The organism is Flaviramulus basaltis (genome assembly GCF_900114265.1).
Lineage (GTDB): Bacteria > Bacteroidota > Bacteroidia > Flavobacteriales > Flavobacteriaceae > Flaviramulus > Flaviramulus basaltis.
On sequence record NZ_FPKV01000003.1, the window covers coordinates 403,085 to 419,681 of the forward strand.

Here is a 16,597-nt window from a genome sequence, read left to right on the forward strand (position 1 = left end):
TTATTTTAAGCCTGCAATTTCATCGTCTTCTAAAATGGCTTCGGTTTCTTGTTTTACTTTTTGTAAAGTATGTTTTAAATCATCATCTAATGCTATCACGCCATCGGTTAATAGATTTAAAATAGCTTTGTCTTGCGCTCTTCCTTTTAACATAGCTTCTCTGTAACCAATATTTTCATTAAAAGTTACTAATGAATATTTTGATGAATATTCATCTGGAAACTCTTTTTCTAAAGCCATTTCTAATTTACGCTTTTCTTGAAAGATTTCTTGATTTACATGGCCTTTCATTTCATGAAAATTATCAATAGCTAAATCGGCAATGGCATCTGTATCTTTTTTTCTTGTTTTTTCATAGGCTTTAAAAACACTTTCCCAATCGTTTTTATGATAATCTAAAACGGTATCGAATTCTACGACATCTTCAAAAGAGGCGTTCATACCTTGCCCATAAAAGGGTACAATAGCATGAGCCGAATCTCCCATTAAAAGCGTGTTGCCTTTATAATGCCAAGGCGAACATTTTACAGTGCCTAAAGGCGATGTTGGGTTCTCAAAAAAGTCGTCTAAAAGATTAGGCATTATTGTTAGAGCATCTGGGAATTCTTTTTGAAAAAACTCTAAAACCTTAACCTCAGTTTTTAAATTATTAAAATTGTATTCACCTTCATCATAACTTAAAAATAGTGTTACAGTAAAACTACCATCTAAATTTGGTAAAGCAATAAGCATAAAATCGCCACGTGGCCAAATATGAAGTGCATTTTTATAAGCTTTATAATCGCCATTTTCTGTTGGTAAAATACTAAGTTCTTTATAGCCGTGAGTTAAGTATTCTTGGGAAAAACTGAATAAGAATTTCTTGCCCAAATAATAGCTTTTTCGCATAGCAGAACCTGCACCATCAGTCGCAATTATAACATCGGCATCTTCTATAAATTGGGTTTTTGTACTGTAATCTTCAAATAAAGCTGTAGTTTTTTCAAAATCTACCGATTTACATTTTTTATTGAAATAGATGTTTACGTTTTCATGTTTTTCGGCCTCATTTAAAAGTAAAGTATTTAAGTCTCCACGAGAAATAGAATTTATATACTCATAATCACGACCACTATAATTTGATTGAAATGTGTTACCATGTTCATCATGAATCATACGTCCGTTCATAGGAATACAAAGTGCTTTTACTTTATCTTCTAAACCAACTAATTTCATGGCTTTATTACCACGATCTGAAAAAGCAAGATTTATAGAACGACCTGCACTAATATCTACTTTACGTAAATCTGGGCGCATTTCGTAAACGGATACATTATAACCTCTTTGACCTAATCGTAACGCTAAAAGGCTTCCACAAAGTCCTGCGCCTATAATTAATATGTTTTGTTGTTTATTCATTTAAAATAGCCTTTAATTTTTCAACCAAACCATATACATCTTCAAACGAATTGTATAGAGGTGTTGGTGCACAACGAATAACATCAGGTTCTCGCCAATCGCTAATAACTCCGGCTTCTGTTAATTTATTATGTAATGTTTTATTAGCATTTTTTACTTGTATGGACAATTGGCAACCGCGCTCTTTTGGGTTTTTAGGCGTGATAATGCTAATAACATTTTCACCCAATTGGTTTAATAAAAACTCAAAATATACAGTAAGTTTTTTAGATTTTTCGATTAGTTTTTCAATACCTACTTCATTAAACATATCTAAAGAAGCTTTTATTGCAGCCATAGATAAAATTGGAGGATTGCTTAATTGCCAACCTTCAGCACCTGGAAGTTGATCAAACTCATCACGCATATTAAATCGTGTTTGTTTGTTATGACTCCACCAACCAGTAAAGCGGTTTAAATTTTTGTTATATGCATGGCGTTCGTGTACAAAACAACCTGCTAAACTTCCTGGTCCAGAGTTTAAGTATTTATATGTGCACCAAACCGCGAAATCTGCTCCAGAATCATGTAAGTTCAAGGCGACGTTTCCAGCACCATGAGCACAATCAAAACCAACTTTACAACCATATTGGTGTCCTAGTTTTGTGATGCGTTTTAAATCGAAAAACTGCCCTGTATAATAGTTTACACCGCCAATCATAATTAGTGCTATTTCATCACCATGAGTTTCTAAAATAGCTTCTAAATCTTCGTAATTAAGTAATTCTTCTCCTTTTCTCGGTTTCCATAAAATTAAACCTTCCTTATCATCAATTCCATGATGCCTTAGTTGTGATTCAACAGCATATTTATCTGAAGGAAAAGCATCACTTTCAATAAGTATTTTATAACGTGTTTTAGTGGGTTGGTAAAACGATACCATCATAAAATGAAGGTTTGCAGTAAGCGTATTCATTACTATGACTTCAATAGGTTTTGCACCAACCACTTTAGCCATACTTTCGGTTAAAAATTCATGATATGGTAACCAAGGGTTTTTAGCTTCAAGATGTCCTTCAACACCTAAATTTGCCCAATCTTCTAATTCTTGATTTATGTAAGACTTGGTAGCTTTTGGTTGAAGTCCAAGTGAATTACCTGTCATGTAAATTAATTCATTTCCACCAGCATCTTTAGGGATATGAAATTGATTTCGGTATGATTTTAATTCGTCATTTCGGTCTTGTTCTAAAGCGTATTCTAGACCTAGTTTATATGTAGACAAAGTGTTTTTGTTTTCGGTTTCAAACAAAAATAAGAATTATAAAGTTAGTAACGAACACAAAAAAATGAAGATTAAAACGCTGTAATTTTTCGTATATTTAATAAAAATTTTTAGTTATGGGTAAGACTAAAGAATATACAAATGGTGAAGTTACCATTGTATGGAAGCCAGAATCTTGTATACATTCAGGAATTTGCATTAAAGGCTTGCCGGATGTATTTCGTCCTAAAGTAAGACCATGGATTAGAATTGATAAGGCTATTACTGAAGATTTAATTAAACAAGTAAAACAGTGTCCTTCTGGTGCGCTAAGTTATTACATGAATGCAAATGATGATAAAACTTCTGAAGTTTTAGAAACTAAAATTGAGGTTTTGGAAAACGGACCATTGCTAGTTTATGGTACACTTAAAGTCATTAAAAAAGACGGTTCTTCTGAAATTAAAAATAAAACCACTGCTTTTTGTAGATGTGGATCATCAAACAATAAACCATATTGTGATGGTACACATGTGAAATCTGAATTTGAAGGATAGTTTTATAAAAAGACAAAGCGCTTAAACCATTGATTTAAACGCTTTGATATATATAGACGCATAAAGCGGAATATTAAAACTATACCTTATATACGTGAATTACTCCATCGTTGGATGTTTTAATTACAAAAAATAATTAAAATTATTCTAAAGTAACTTTTATATCACTAAATTTAAGATTCCAGTCTCCAGCAGCATTTTTATGTTCTAAAGCAATTTTAATACCATTAAAATCTTGATAGTTTTCAAATGTTGTAGCTAAAGATGGTTCTGCTTGGTTACTTCTTCTAAAAATCCATTCTTTAATTAAAAAATCATCATTATAATAAATATCATAAGCATCACCAGGTGTATAACCTCCGCTTTCATTGGAGTAGGTTAACGTAATTTTATTTAATTGAGATTTATTTATTGGAGATTCTTCAATTACAGGATTAGAAATAGTTGCGCCTTTATCCCAAACTAATTGAAACGGAACTAATAACCAAAATTTGTCGTTTATAAATCCGCCATCTGTTTTGGCAAGTAGAGAATCAACTTTACTTCTATTATATTGTATAGTATCAGTTTTACCAAGAAGCATCACATCATTGGTTTTTGGTTTCCATATCCAACTTCTGCTACCATTAAATGTAAACGCAGCTTCCGATACATTTTTCCAATTTTCAAAACCATGAGCATTGGCTATTTTTTGTGCAGTAGAAATTTCAGTTTTAACAATTTCTGGTTCTACTAATTTTGTCTCTGCTTTTTGCTTGCAACTAATAAAAACAAAAGCAATTAAAGTAATATAAATAAGGTTTTTCATAATTTAGTTTTTTTATAAAGATATGACTTGAAGATGAATACTAACGAAAATTATTTTAAAGTTAATAAAGAAACTTGGAACAATAAAGTAAAAGTGCATGCTAAAAGCAATATGTACGATTTAGATGCTTTTAAAAAAGGAAAATCTTCATTAATGCTTTATGAAATAGAGGCTTTAGGCGATGTAAAAGGTAAGTCGTTACTCCATTTGCAATGTCATTTTGGGCAAGATACTTTAAGTTGGAGTAGGTTAGGAGCCAAATGTATGGGTATTGATTTAAGTGATGAAGGTATAAAACTAGCAAAAAACTTAAACGATGAATTAGGTTTAGATGCTGAATTTGTTTGCTGTAATGTTTTAAATACTTCTGAATTTATAAAGGATACATTTGATATTGTTTTTACAAGTTACGGCGTGATTGGTTGGTTGCCCGATTTAAAGCCTTGGGGGAAAATGATAGCAGAACGATTGAAAAATGGAGGCACTTTTTTTATAGCTGAATTTCATCCCATTGTTTGGATGTTTGATTATCAGGAAGACAAACCTGTTATGAAATATGGTTATATGCAAGATGCTGTTATTTATGAAGAATATGAAGGTACTTATGCCAATCAAGAATCAAAAATGGTTAGTAAAGAATATGGTTGGAATCATGGATTGAGCGAAGTTGTTTCTGCTTTATCAGAAGCTGGGTTACATATTGAGTTTTTAAAAGAATATGATGAAAGCCCATATAACGTTTTGCCAGATTTAATTGAAACCGAATCTGGTATGTTTGTGACTAAAAAAAATAAATTATACCCTTTAATTTTTACTTTGAAGGCTATAAAAATATAGATTGAAAAGGAACTTGAATAAGTGGTGTTCGTTTAACGACTTGATATAAAATCGTTTTAATGTTTATATCGGTTTTGTATAAGAATAGCAGCGGGTTTAAGTGCGAGGATTTTCCACAGGAAAATCAGCTGAAACATAATGGCAACGATTTTTTGGCTAAAGACTAATTCAGCAATTATTTTTATATGTCTTTGTTAGCTTTAGTTATATTTTATCCCAATTTGTTTTGTTTGCTCTAAATTCATAATCTCTATTGTGTTTCTTCTTTAATTCATTTGCTTTCATTAGCAAATCAACAGTAATAGAACTCACATCTTCTTTTGTCAAAATAATAGACTGGTTTGAAATTTTATTATCGTACTCTAACTGAATAGATTTCAGTTCAGAGTCAAATTCAGAGTTTATAGTTGTGGTGGCAAATTGTATTAAGTTAGATAATAGAAATAAGTCATAGATTGTTCTAGGAGCATCATAATCAGCAACGTTTTCTCCAAAAACGAACTCTCCATTTTTACCAATTCTGAGATTATGAGCTAATAACTCATTTCGCATATCTTTTAGGTTTTTCCACTCCCTGATTTTTGATATTAGAGGTTTGTTTATTGATTTTACAATTATTATTCTATCCTTAAACTCCGTTTCTGTTTTTATTCCAAAGAACTGGTCGTATTCATCTAAGAATGAAACAGAATCTATAAGAGTCATATAAAAAAGTGAATTGAGAAGAGAAACATTCTTAGCAGATAATTCAGAAATTTTATACTTACTAAAACCGAAATCAGTTATAAGTTCTGATCTATAATCAATATCTCTTGCAAATTTGGTAAGTATTTTGATACTTTCAATAGTCTTGATTTCTAATTACAGCCAACGATTTGATATAAAATCGTTTTAATGTTTTATATAACGTTAAACGAAGTTAACTGAAAATTTTTATAAAGTCAAATAAGATTTTTGATTAGATTAATGCATATTGTCCTTTAAAACCTCAGGCATTTTAGACTTAAACCTATTTAATCTTGGTATAGAAACATTTTGAATGTAAGAATTGTTTGGATGCAGTTTTTCATAATCTTGATGGTAATCTTCAGCTACCCAAAATTTTTGAAAAGGATATACTTCGGCTGCAATTTCAGTATTAAGTTTTTTTGCTAATGCTTCTTTTTTCTTTAAAATGATTTGTTTTTGCTCCTCATTTTGATAAAAAATAATAGAACGGTATTGAGAACCTCTATCATTTCCTTGTCCGTTAACTTGTGTTACATTTTGGGAAGCAAAATATACATCAACTAAAGTTTCAAAACTTACCACTTTAGGATCGTATATAATTTCTACAGATTCAGCATGTCCTGTTCTGCCTGTATTATTAGCCTCATAAGTTGGATTTTTTGTATGACCACCAGAATATCCTGAAATAGATTCTTCAACACCTTTAACACTTTCATAAATAGCTTCAACACACCAAAAGCAACCACTTGCGAAGTAGGCTCGTGCTTTTCCATTTTTTAGAGGCACTTCAACAGGCTCTGCATTTTCAACAGTTTGCAGACCATTATTGTTTTGCGCTTCATTTTTACAATTAAAAAGTAATGTTATAAGTAAAAGTGGAATGATTTTTTTCATCAGATTTTTATTTTTTAAGTAAGACGTATTAAAATAAGAAACCTTAATAGTAAATATGTGAAAATTTTCATAAAAAAAAAAGCCTTCATTAACTTGAAGGCTTTTAAATATATGTTTTAAAATGAATTAAATTTTTGAAAACATTTTATCCATTTTTGCTTTTTGTTCTTCTGCTAAAGCAGCATCAACTAAAATTCTACCACTATGCTCATCAGTAATAACTTTTTTGCGAGATGCAATTTCTACTTGCACTTGAGGAGGAATAGTAAAGAAAGATCCACCAGCGGCACCTCTTTCAATTGCTACAACAGCTAAACCGTTTTTAACGTTTCTTCTAATTCTGCTATATGCAGCAACTAAACGTTCTTCGATTTGCTCTTTGTATTCTTCAGATTTATTAATTAAAGCTTGCTCTTCTTTTTCAGTTTCAGCTAAAATTGCATCAAGTTCACTTTTTTTGTGTTTTAGGTGATTCTCACGCTCTTTTAAACGCTCTTTAGTTTCAGAAATCACTTCTTTTTTCTGCTCTATTTGAACTTTAAATTCCTTAATGTGCTTTTCAGCTAGCTCAATTTCAAGCTCTTGAAATTCAACTTCTTTAGTTAAAGAATTGTATTCTCTGTTATTTCTAACATTTTTTTGTTGCTCGCTATACTTTTTAATTAAAGCTTTAGATTCTTCAATTAAATTTTTCTTTCCGGTAATATCGTCATCTATTACTCCTAGATTTGCAACAAGTTTTTCTAGTCTAATGCTTAATCCAGCAACTTCATCTTCTAAATCACGCACTTCTAGAGGAAGTTCTCCACGAACATTTCTTATTTCATCAATACGAGAATCGATGAGTTGTAAATCGTAAAGCGCTCTTAAACGTTCTTCTACAGTTGCTTCTTTCTTTTTAGCCATATTTTAAAAATACTTAACAGGATTGGTATTTATCTTTGATAAAATGATTGCAAAATTAGTAATTTTTTTTGTAAGATATGCTACTAAAAGATTTTTTGTGAACTGCTCACTTTCATAATGTCCAATATCAGCTAAAAGTATGCTGTTTTCAGCAGTAAAAAAATCATGATATTTTAAATCTGCAGTTATATAAGCATCAGCACCAGATGATTTAGCAGCTTGAATTGCAAAACTACCAGAACCTCCTAAAACAGCAACTTTTTTTATTTTCTTGTTTAAAAAAGACGAATGCCTAATGCATTCTGTGTTCATTTTGGATTTTATGTGACTTAGGAAACGAGATTCGTCCATTGGTTTTTCTAATTCGCCAACCATTCCCATTCCAATATTTTGATTTTTATTCTCTAAAGTAGTTATTTCATAAGCAACTTCTTCATAAGAGTGTGTTTTAAAAAGTGTTTGTAATACTTGAGTCTCTATATGTTTTGCGTAAGTAATAGTGATTTTTGTTTCTTCTTCTGTATGAATAGTACCTTTTTTTCCTTTTGTAGGGTTAGAATTTTCATTGCCATTAAAAGTGCCTAAGCCTTCTACATTAAAACTACAATCGTTATAATTTCCAATGCTACCAGCGCCTACTTTGAACAATGAGTTTCTCAATGCTTCAGCTTCATTTGTTGGTACATAAGTAGTTAGTTTTTTTATAGTTTGACTTTGTGGGATTAAAATACGGTTATTTGTTAATTCTAACTGATTACAAATCATGCTATTTACACCTTGAAAAGCATTATCTAGAGCAGTATGTATGCTATAAATAGCTATGTCGTGTTTTATAGCTTTTGTAACAACACGTTCTACATAATTTTTACCGGTAATTTTTTTTAAACCTTTAAAAATAATAGGGTGGAAGCTAACAATAAGATTGCAATTTGTAGAAATGGCCTCGTCTACAACAGCTTCAAGCGTATCTAAAGTGACTAGGATACCAGTGATTTTGATGTTTTTATCTCCAACTAAAAGCCCAACATTATCAAAATCTTCGGCATAGTCTAGTGGTGCAAGTTCTTCTAAATGATTTATGACGTCTTGAACAATCATTTTATTTTTATCTATAGGTTTAAAACAAATATAAATATTATATTTTCGTTGTAATGAAAATATTGAGATACATATTATTTCCTGTAATGCCTATTTATTTTCTAGTCACTTGGTTGAGAAATAAATTATATGATTTAGATATTAAAAAATCTGTTTCATATAATTTCCCAGTTATTTGTGTTGGCAATTTAAGTGCTGGAGGAACAGGTAAAACGCCAATGATAGAATATTTAATTAGTCTTTTAAAAGATGATTATAAGGTGGCGACATTAAGTAGAGGTTATAAAAGAAAAACCCAGGGTTTCCAACTAGCAAATGAAACTTCCACATCAGAATCTATAGGTGATGAACCCTTTCAATTTTATAATAAGTATAAGAAGGATATTGATGTTGCTGTAGATGCAGATAGACAAAACGGAATTGAAGAGTTAGTAAGCTTAGAGCAAGTACCAGATGTTATATTACTCGATGATGCATTTCAGCATAGAAAAGTTAAAGCTGGATTTAATATTTTACTAACAACTTATAGTAATCCATATTTTAATGATATGGTTTTGCCTACAGGTAATTTAAGAGAACCTAAAATTGGTGCAAAAAGGGCAAATATTATTATTGTTACAAAATGTCCTGAAGGTTTAAGTGAAGCAGAAAAGAAAGCTATTTTAAATAAAATAAATCCTGAAAACTATCAGCATGTTTTTTTTAGTACAATAGCTTATTCTGATACTATAATTTCAGATGATTTAATAAAAAGTATTGATAATTTAAAAACGTTCACTTTGGTTACAGGTATTGCTAATGCAAGTCCATTAGTTACGTTTTTAAAGAGTAAAAATTTGAAATTTGAACATTTAAATTTTAAAGATCATTATAATTTTTCGACTAAAGATTTAGCAGAGCTTGATAAAAAAGAGTTAATAATAACAACCGAAAAAGATTTTATGCGATTAAAACAGTATGAATCATTAAAAAAGAAGTTATTTTATTTGCCTATAACAGTTAAAATAAATGATAAAAATAAGTTTGATAAACTCATTAAAGCTTTTATTAAGCACTAGCAGTAGAGCCTTTTTTCCCTGCTAAAGCATTGTAAAGTTTTTTCTCAAACTCTTCTTGTTTAAAGGGCTTTGGTATAATATCTGTAAAACCAGCTTCTTCAAATTCATGCATTTTATCTTCAATAGTTACAGCTGTAAGCGCAAAAATGGTAAGTTCTTTATCAAATGATCTAACAATTTTTGTAGCTTCAATACCGCTAATTCCCGGCATATGTATATCCATTAAAATAATATCGTATTTATTATTTTTTATCATATCTACAGCATCTTCACCGTTATCAACTATATCGCATTGAAGATCCATTTTAGTTAAAATCTTTTTGGTAATCATTTGGTTGATTTTATTATCTTCAACAACCAAAATTTTAACATTGGTTAAATCAACTTCGCTAGTGTTACCCTCAAAATATGTGACCTTATTTTCTGTGGTCTCTTTAACCGAAGTGTATTCTAATGGTATTTCAAAATAAAAAGTTGTTCCTTTTCCTAATTCGCTTTTCACGTAAATTTTTCCATTTAAAATTTCAATTAAACCTTTAACAATAGAGAGTCCTAAACCTGTGCCACCATATTTACGGTTAATTTGTATAGAGCCTTGTGAAAAACTTTCAAACATATGATCTTGTTTTTCTTGGCTAATACCAATACCATTATCTTCTACTTCAAAGCGTAATGTATATATTCTATCTTTTTCTTCAATTTTATAAATACGAATCCAAATATCACCATCTTTAGTAAACTTAATAGAGTTCCCTATAAGGTTAATAAGAATTTGAGAAATTTTTAACTGATCTGCAATATAGTTCTCAGGCAAATCTTTGTCGTATTCAAAATGAATATTAATATTATTGTCTTGCGCAGAGTTGTTTAATGCTAAAACAATGTTGTTGATTTTCTTTTTTAAGTTAAATGATTCTGGTTCAACATCTACCTTATTAGCTTCAATTTTATTTATTTGAAGAATATCGTTTATGAATGTTAAAAGATAGTCTCCAGAAAATTTTAGTGATTTTAAGTGTTGAATTTGTTCAGGTTTTGGGTTTTCATCCAACAACATATTACTTAAACCGGTAACCGCATATAATGGTGTTCGTAGCTCATGTGTTACTGTTGATAAGAAATTAGCCTTTGTTTTTGATGCTAGCTCAGCTTTCTCTTTGGCAATTATGAGTTCAGAATTTTTCTTGTGAAGCATATTGTTTGTCTTCAACCTTATATTGTTGTTTTTGTAAAGAGATAATGTTAAAAGAGACAGAATAGTAATTAATGCAACACTTAAAATTGATATTAAAGTGCCTAAACTGTTATCAGATTCAGATTGCTTTAATTTTTCAGAAACTTCTTCTAGCTCATGATGAACATCTGCTAACTTGCTTTGTGTTTCTTGTTCTTTTGAAGAGTTAAATTGAGTTAAATTTCTAATAGAATCTGAAAGTTTTACATGCTCACTTAAAAAATTTCTTGATAGCTTATAGTTTTCAACTTCATTATATAAATCACTTAAAATTAAATATCCTTCGTTAAGAATATTAGTGAATTTATTTTCTTTAGCCATTTGTAAACCTTCAATAGTATAAGCTATTGCTTTTTCATTATCACCTAATTTATTGTAAACAATACCATGATTAATAAGGGCTTCACTATGTGTTTTTGTTAAATCTATTTTTTTGGATAATGCCAAAGCTTGTTCAATAATAGTCCTAGCTTTTCTATAGTTTTTTAAAAGCATATAGGTTTTTCCTTCACTTAAAAGTGTTTCAGCTAAATCCTCATCTAAATCTTCTTCCTCAAATTTTGTTTTTGCTGCTGTGTAAGAATCGAGCGCTTGATAATAATCTTTTTTAACAAAGTAAACATCTCCAAAAATTTTATAAGATTTACCTAAGTTAGCGTTATCGTTTGTAATGCGTTGAACTTCTATGGCTTTGTTGAGCGATTTTATAGCTTTATCTTCTTCTCCAATGACAAGCTGTAATCGTCCTTTTATAGCATAAATAAGACCTATACTTTTTTTGTTATCTGCTTTTTCAGCTAAAACGAGTGCTTCATCTAGGTTTAATTGAGCTTTGTAGTAATTGTAATTATCTAAATGTTCTTTAGCTTGTTGAATTCTATAACTAATATTATTTTGTGCTAATTCAGGGTCGTTTTCGATTGTTTTTTGCGAATACACACCAATGCTGAAAAGCATTATTATTATATATATGTAGTTTTTAACTTGGGACATAATATTTAATATTACAGACAAATATAATTATTTTATCGATAAAACGCTTTTTTTTCTCGATAAATTACATATTAGATCAATTATTCTTTTAGAATAGCCTGTTTCATTATCATACCAACCAATTATTTTTACCATATTTCCTATTACAGAGGTCATTTGTGAGTCAAAAATACAAGAATGTGGGTTTCCAACAATGTCAATAGACACAATGGGATCTTCAGTATATTCAAGAATACTTTTATAGTTATTATTTGAAGCTTCTTTAAATGCATTATTAATATCATTAATAGAAACTGTTCTTTTTACATTAAAAGTAATATCTGTTAATGAGCCGTTTATAACAGGTACTCTAATACCGCAACCACCAATAACATCAGATAATTCTGGGAAAATTTTAGTTAGTGCTTTTGCTGCACCAGTTGTTGTTGGCACAATAGATTGACTTGCAGCTCTTGATCGTCTTAAATCTCTGTGAGGTTGATCGTGCAAACTTTGATCTGTGGTATAAGAATGCACAGTTGTAATGTAAGCTTGGTTAATACCACAAAGTTTATTTATAATATCAATCATCGGTGCTGCATTATTTGTAGTACACGATGCGTTTGAAATAATGGTTTCTGTTCCATCAATAGAATCATCATTTACTCCTAAAACAATGGTTTTTATATCATCTTCTAAAGGAGGAACACTTAAAACAACTTGTTTTGCTCCATTTATGATATGATATTGTAATTCTGAACTTGTTTTAAATTTTCCTGTAGACTCTATGACAAAATCAACATTATATGGATTCCAATTAATGTCTTTTGGGTGTTTTTTATTTGATAGAGGTATATTTTGATTATTTATTATAATATGATTTGCATCATGCGATATATCTCCTTGAAAAACACCATGAACACTATCATATTTTAATAAATGACTAAGGGTTTTAGTATCTGCTAAATCATTAATGGCAACAACACGAATATCTTTATAGTCTTGTAGTAACCTAAAAACACGTCTGCCAATTCTACCAAAACCATTGATAGCAATATTAATCATAATTAATTAATATGTTTTTGAGCACGATAAGAAGATCTTACTAAAGCACTACTTTCTACATGACGAAAACCTAAATCTAAACCAATTTCTTCGTACTCTTTAAATTGATCTGGATTTATAAATTGCTTAACTGGTAAGTGTTTTTTACTAGGTTGTAAGTATTGACCAATGGTAACAACATCTACATTATTAGCTTTCAAATCATGAAGTGTTTCAATAACTTCTTCTCGGGTTTCACCTAAACCAAGCATAATTCCAGATTTTGTTCTACGCTGCCCTTGTTGTTTTAAATATTTTAAAACACCCATACTTCTGTCATATTGAGCTTGAATACGAACTTCACGTGTTAAACGACGTACGGTTTCAATATTATGTGAGACAACCTCAGGAGCAACATCAATAATTCTATCTATATGTTGCTCTATACCTTGAAAATCTGGAATTAAGGTTTCAAGTGTGGTTTCAGGATTCATTCTTCTAACTGATTTTACAGTTTCAGACCACATAATGCTTCCCATATCTTTTAAATCATCTCTATCAACACTTGTTAAAACCGCGTGTTTAATTTTCATGATTTTTATAGAACGCGCTACTTTTTCTGGTTCATCCCAATCTACAGTTTCAGGCCTTCCGGTTTTTACGCCACAAAATCCACAAGAACGTGTACAAACATTCCCTAAAATCATAAAGGTCGCAGTTCCTTCTCCCCAACATTCGCCCATATTAGGGCAGCTTCCAGAAGTACAAATGGTATTCAGTTTATATTTATCAACTAAACCTCTAAGTTCAGTATATTTTTTACCTGTTGGAAGTTTAACTCGAAGCCATTTTGGTTTTGGTAAACGTTCTGGTAAAATATTTGAAGCAGTTTCGGTGTTCATGTTCATTTAAATAAGGTTACAAAGATACAAAGTATTCTTTTAAATAATCTTTATAAAGTAGTGAGATACCAAATGCTAAATCCTATTAAAAAAGCAATTCCGAGCCAGCTTAAAATATGAAGTTGTTTTGACGGATGCCACGCCTTGGGAGTGTGTTTACTACAAATTAGTTTATAGTTAATGATAGCGTAAAAAGGAGCGGTTATAAATGATAAAATAGTAGCAATTTTAATTAATAAACCCATTTCTGAAGCTAAAAAGAAAAAGATAGCAATAGTTCCTATAAAAAGTAATACAATCCATAGCATATAATTAAATTTTGTTGGCTTGTTAAAAAGTAATTCGGTTGTTTTTGCCATAGCTCTGGGAGAGGCATCTAAAGTTGTTAACGTCGTGCTAAACATAGTTGTAAATGCAGCAATGCCTATTGTAATATGTGCCCATTCACCTAAATTAGTAGTGTACATATTTATTAATTGAGCTGAAAAAATACCAGCAGAACTACTAAATGTTTCTCCACTATGAAACATGACTAACGTTCCTAAAAGCACAAAACCCACACCTAAAACAATAGTGCCTAAATATCCAATATTAAAATCAAATAGGGCAGATTTTGTATTGTATTGGTTCGTTTCTTTATTTTTTTCAATAGCCCATAAAGATTGCCATACGGCAACATCTAAAGGAGCAGGCATCCAACCCATAAATGCAATTAAAAAAGCTATTTCTATTGCGTTTTCTGGTAATACTTGTTTAAAAGATACGGTATTAGTGCTGTTGAATAATGCAATGCTAACCGCAGCTATAGTGCTAATGGTTAGTGTAATGATAATGATTTTCATTAATCTATCTAATAACTTATACTTTCCTATAATTAATAAGCTTAGGCAGATTAAAAGAATGATAATAGTCCAAATTTTCACACTTATAAAATCACCAAATAAGACTGATGCTATTCCAGCTGTAACGATGGTTACTGCTGTTTGAATGGTAAACATTGTGGCTAAATTCAATATAAAATAAGTTTCTAAAACACCTTTTCCTAGTTTTTTATAGCCATCTAATAAGCTTTCTCCCGTAGCTGTAGCGTAACGAGGACCAAATTGAAAAAAAGGATATTTAAATAAATGTATTAATAGTAAAGCCCAAAGTAAACCCAAACCAAAATCTGCACCAGCTCTAGTAGATTGTACTAAATGGGATACACCTATTGCTGCACCAGCAAACAATAATCCTGGACCAAGATTTTTGATTTTAACAAGCATTTATTCTTGTCTAATAATTTCTGCTAGTAGCTTTTTTGCGCGAAGTAATTTAACTTTTACATTATTCATAGGCTCTTTAAGCTCTTTTGAAATCTCTTTATAGCTAAGTTCTTGAAAGTAGCGCAAGTTTATAACTTCTTGATAATGAGGTTTTAGTTTTTTAATATCTCGAAGTAGTTTAGCTAAATGTTGTTCTGTAATAAGCTCATCTTCAGGAGACGGAGATTCGTCTAAAATTTGAAAAGCTTCTTTGTCATTATTCAATATTACTTGAGAAATAGAATTTTTCTCCTTTCTCAATAAATCAATATGAATGTTCTTTGAGATAGTAATTAACCACGTTTTAAACTTATAAGCATCATCGTAAGTTTCAATTTTATCGAATGCTTTAGAGAATGTTTGGATAGTTATATCCTCTGCATCGTTCTCATTTTGAGTTCGTTTTAACTGAAAACCAAACACATTATCCCAAAATGTATCTAATAAATAATTAAATGCTTTTTGGTCGTTTAATTTTGCACGTTTAATGGCTTCCTCTATTTCCAATAGTTAGGTTTTGAAATAAGATTATTTATAAAGATAGTTAATTGTGTAATAATTAAAAATATTTCTAAAAAGGGAAGTAAAGCCAAAAGATCTTTTTCTTCTAATTTTTTTGATGAAGCTCCTAATATGATATATTGTAAAATAATTCTGAATAAAAACAAGCTACAAACTATCAGCCATTTATAAGTAGATACGAGTAAAATTATTGATAATAACCAAAATAACAGTTGTAAGCTATAAATTAAAGCTAATAATATTTTGTGTTGTTTTTTATAATGAATAGCTGTTGAAACATGACGTCTTTTCTGTTTAAACCATTCTTTAAAAGTTTGTTTTGGAATAGATTCTGTGAAACTTTCTTTAGAAAAACAGATTGAAGTATTTTTATTATTTGCTACTTGATTGATAAATAAATCATCATCACCAGAGCGTACTTTTATATGGTTAATAAAACCGTTAGCATTAAAAAACTCCTTTTTGGTATAAGCTAAATTTCTACCAACGCCCATATAAGGCATTCCTATTTTTGCAAACGAAAAATAGTAAACGGCAGTAATTAAGGTTTCAAAACGAATGAGTTTATTTAAAAACGATTTTTTGATTTTTGAATATCCGCCATAACCTAAAACAACTGTTTTTTCGTTATCAAAATACGAGGTCATTTCTTTTATCCAGTTTTTTGATAAAGGTTTGCAATCGGCATCTGTAAATAAAAGGTAGTCGTGTGTTGAAGCTTTTATCCCTAATGTTAAAGCATACTTTTTATTTCCCCAAAAGGCTTCAATGCTTTTTACATCTACAATTTTGATGTTTTGATGTTGTTTTTCAAAACGCTTCATAACCTTTAATGTGTTATCATTTGAAGCATCATTAATTAAAACAATTTCAAAATTGGGATAATCTTGATCTATAATTGAAGGTAAAAAAGTTTTTAGATTTTCAGCTTCATTTTTAGCACAAACAATAACAGAAATGGCAATATTTTTTGAAGAATTTCCTTTCTCTTTGAGAAAAGCAAACCTTCCGAAGAAAAAAATATAAAAAACAGCTTGAAAAAAAACTACAACAATAAATGTGTAGAAAATAAAATCAAGAAACCCCATAAA

Annotated in this window: 16 protein-coding genes; 3 read left to right on the top strand and 13 right to left on the bottom strand. The window is 30.0% G+C overall.

Annotated elements, in window-relative coordinates:
* Together BT151_RS14000 and kynU are read right to left on the bottom strand one after the other, a co-directional pair.
* On the bottom strand, positions 1 to 1,398 hold the full coding sequence (locus tag BT151_RS14000) for an FAD-dependent oxidoreductase (RefSeq protein WP_072402957.1): 1,398 nt from the start codon (positions 1,396 to 1,398) through the stop codon (positions 1 to 3).
* The gene (gene kynU / locus BT151_RS14005; protein ID WP_072403180.1) at positions 1,391 to 2,662 is read right to left on the bottom strand and encodes a kynureninase; all 1,272 of its coding nucleotides are present in this window, start codon (positions 2,660 to 2,662) and stop codon (positions 1,391 to 1,393) included. Before kynU ends, BT151_RS14000 begins: the two co-directional genes overlap by 8 nt.
* A gap of 116 nt (positions 2,663 to 2,778) precedes the next feature.
* Here kynU and BT151_RS14010 point away from each other — a divergent pair, with 116 nt between their 5' ends.
* Positions 2,779 to 3,198, top strand: a complete 420-nt coding sequence (locus BT151_RS14010; protein ID WP_072402958.1) for a (4Fe-4S)-binding protein — start codon at positions 2,779 to 2,781, stop codon at positions 3,196 to 3,198.
* Between the two features lie 142 nt (positions 3,199 to 3,340).
* On the opposite strand, the gene BT151_RS14015 is transcribed toward BT151_RS14010, so the two are convergent.
* Positions 3,341 to 4,006, bottom strand: coding sequence for a hypothetical protein (locus tag BT151_RS14015; RefSeq protein ID WP_072402959.1), 666 nt, complete (start codon positions 4,004 to 4,006; stop codon positions 3,341 to 3,343).
* 33 nt (positions 4,007 to 4,039) lie between these two features.
* Between BT151_RS14015 and BT151_RS14020 the strand changes: the two genes are divergently transcribed.
* Positions 4,040 to 4,843: a class I SAM-dependent methyltransferase gene (locus BT151_RS14020; protein ID WP_072402960.1), complete on the top strand. Its 804-nt coding sequence runs from the start codon at positions 4,040 to 4,042 to the stop codon at positions 4,841 to 4,843.
* 204 nt (positions 4,844 to 5,047) lie between these two features.
* On the opposite strand, the gene BT151_RS14025 is transcribed toward BT151_RS14020, so the two are convergent.
* From BT151_RS14025 to BT151_RS14040, 4 genes are all read right to left on the bottom strand, one after another.
* On the bottom strand, positions 5,048 to 5,548 hold the full coding sequence (locus tag BT151_RS14025; RefSeq protein ID WP_072402961.1) for a hypothetical protein: 501 nt from the start codon (positions 5,546 to 5,548) through the stop codon (positions 5,048 to 5,050).
* A 258-nt stretch (positions 5,549 to 5,806) separates the two neighbouring features.
* Positions 5,807 to 6,466 (bottom strand): peptide-methionine (S)-S-oxide reductase MsrA, encoded by a 660-nt coding sequence (gene msrA, locus BT151_RS14030; protein WP_072402962.1) that lies wholly within the window; start codon positions 6,464 to 6,466, stop codon positions 5,807 to 5,809.
* A 126-nt stretch (positions 6,467 to 6,592) separates the two neighbouring features.
* Positions 6,593 to 7,372, bottom strand: coding sequence for a zinc ribbon domain-containing protein (locus BT151_RS14035; RefSeq protein WP_072402963.1), 780 nt, complete (start codon positions 7,370 to 7,372; stop codon positions 6,593 to 6,595).
* Positions 7,373 to 7,375: 3 nt separating this feature from the next.
* The gene (locus BT151_RS14040) at positions 7,376 to 8,470 is read right to left on the bottom strand and encodes a Nif3-like dinuclear metal center hexameric protein (protein ID WP_072402964.1); all 1,095 of its coding nucleotides are present in this window, start codon (positions 8,468 to 8,470) and stop codon (positions 7,376 to 7,378) included.
* A gap of 53 nt (positions 8,471 to 8,523) precedes the next feature.
* Here BT151_RS14040 and lpxK point away from each other — a divergent pair, with 53 nt between their 5' ends.
* Positions 8,524 to 9,528 (top strand): tetraacyldisaccharide 4'-kinase, encoded by a 1,005-nt coding sequence (lpxK, locus tag BT151_RS14045; RefSeq protein ID WP_072402965.1) that lies wholly within the window; start codon positions 8,524 to 8,526, stop codon positions 9,526 to 9,528.
* On the opposite strand, the gene BT151_RS14050 is transcribed toward lpxK, so the two are convergent.
* From BT151_RS14050 to BT151_RS14075, 6 genes are read right to left on the bottom strand one after another with little or no spacing between them, the layout of a single operon-like run.
* Positions 9,518 to 11,776, bottom strand: a complete 2,259-nt coding sequence (locus BT151_RS14050; RefSeq protein ID WP_245794852.1) for an ATP-binding protein — start codon at positions 11,774 to 11,776, stop codon at positions 9,518 to 9,520. The two genes, lpxK and BT151_RS14050, sit on opposite strands and share 11 nt — an antisense overlap.
* Before the next feature lie 6 nt (positions 11,777 to 11,782).
* A complete protein-coding gene (gene gap / locus BT151_RS14055; protein WP_072402967.1) occupies positions 11,783 to 12,799 on the bottom strand; it encodes a type I glyceraldehyde-3-phosphate dehydrogenase in 1,017 nt (338 codons plus the stop codon).
* 2 nt (positions 12,800 to 12,801) lie between these two features.
* Positions 12,802 to 13,680: a lipoyl synthase gene (gene lipA, locus BT151_RS14060; protein ID WP_072402968.1), complete on the bottom strand. Its 879-nt coding sequence runs from the start codon at positions 13,678 to 13,680 to the stop codon at positions 12,802 to 12,804.
* A 50-nt stretch (positions 13,681 to 13,730) separates the two neighbouring features.
* Positions 13,731 to 14,945 (bottom strand): NRAMP family divalent metal transporter, encoded by a 1,215-nt coding sequence (locus tag BT151_RS14065; protein WP_072402969.1) that lies wholly within the window; start codon positions 14,943 to 14,945, stop codon positions 13,731 to 13,733.
* Positions 14,946 to 15,491, bottom strand: coding sequence for an RNA polymerase sigma factor (locus BT151_RS14070; RefSeq protein WP_072402970.1), 546 nt, complete (start codon positions 15,489 to 15,491; stop codon positions 14,946 to 14,948).
* Positions 15,482 to 16,594 (bottom strand): glycosyltransferase, encoded by a 1,113-nt coding sequence (locus tag BT151_RS14075; protein WP_072402971.1) that lies wholly within the window; start codon positions 16,592 to 16,594, stop codon positions 15,482 to 15,484. Before BT151_RS14075 ends, BT151_RS14070 begins: the two co-directional genes overlap by 10 nt.
* Between the last annotated feature and the right edge of the window lie 3 nt (positions 16,595 to 16,597).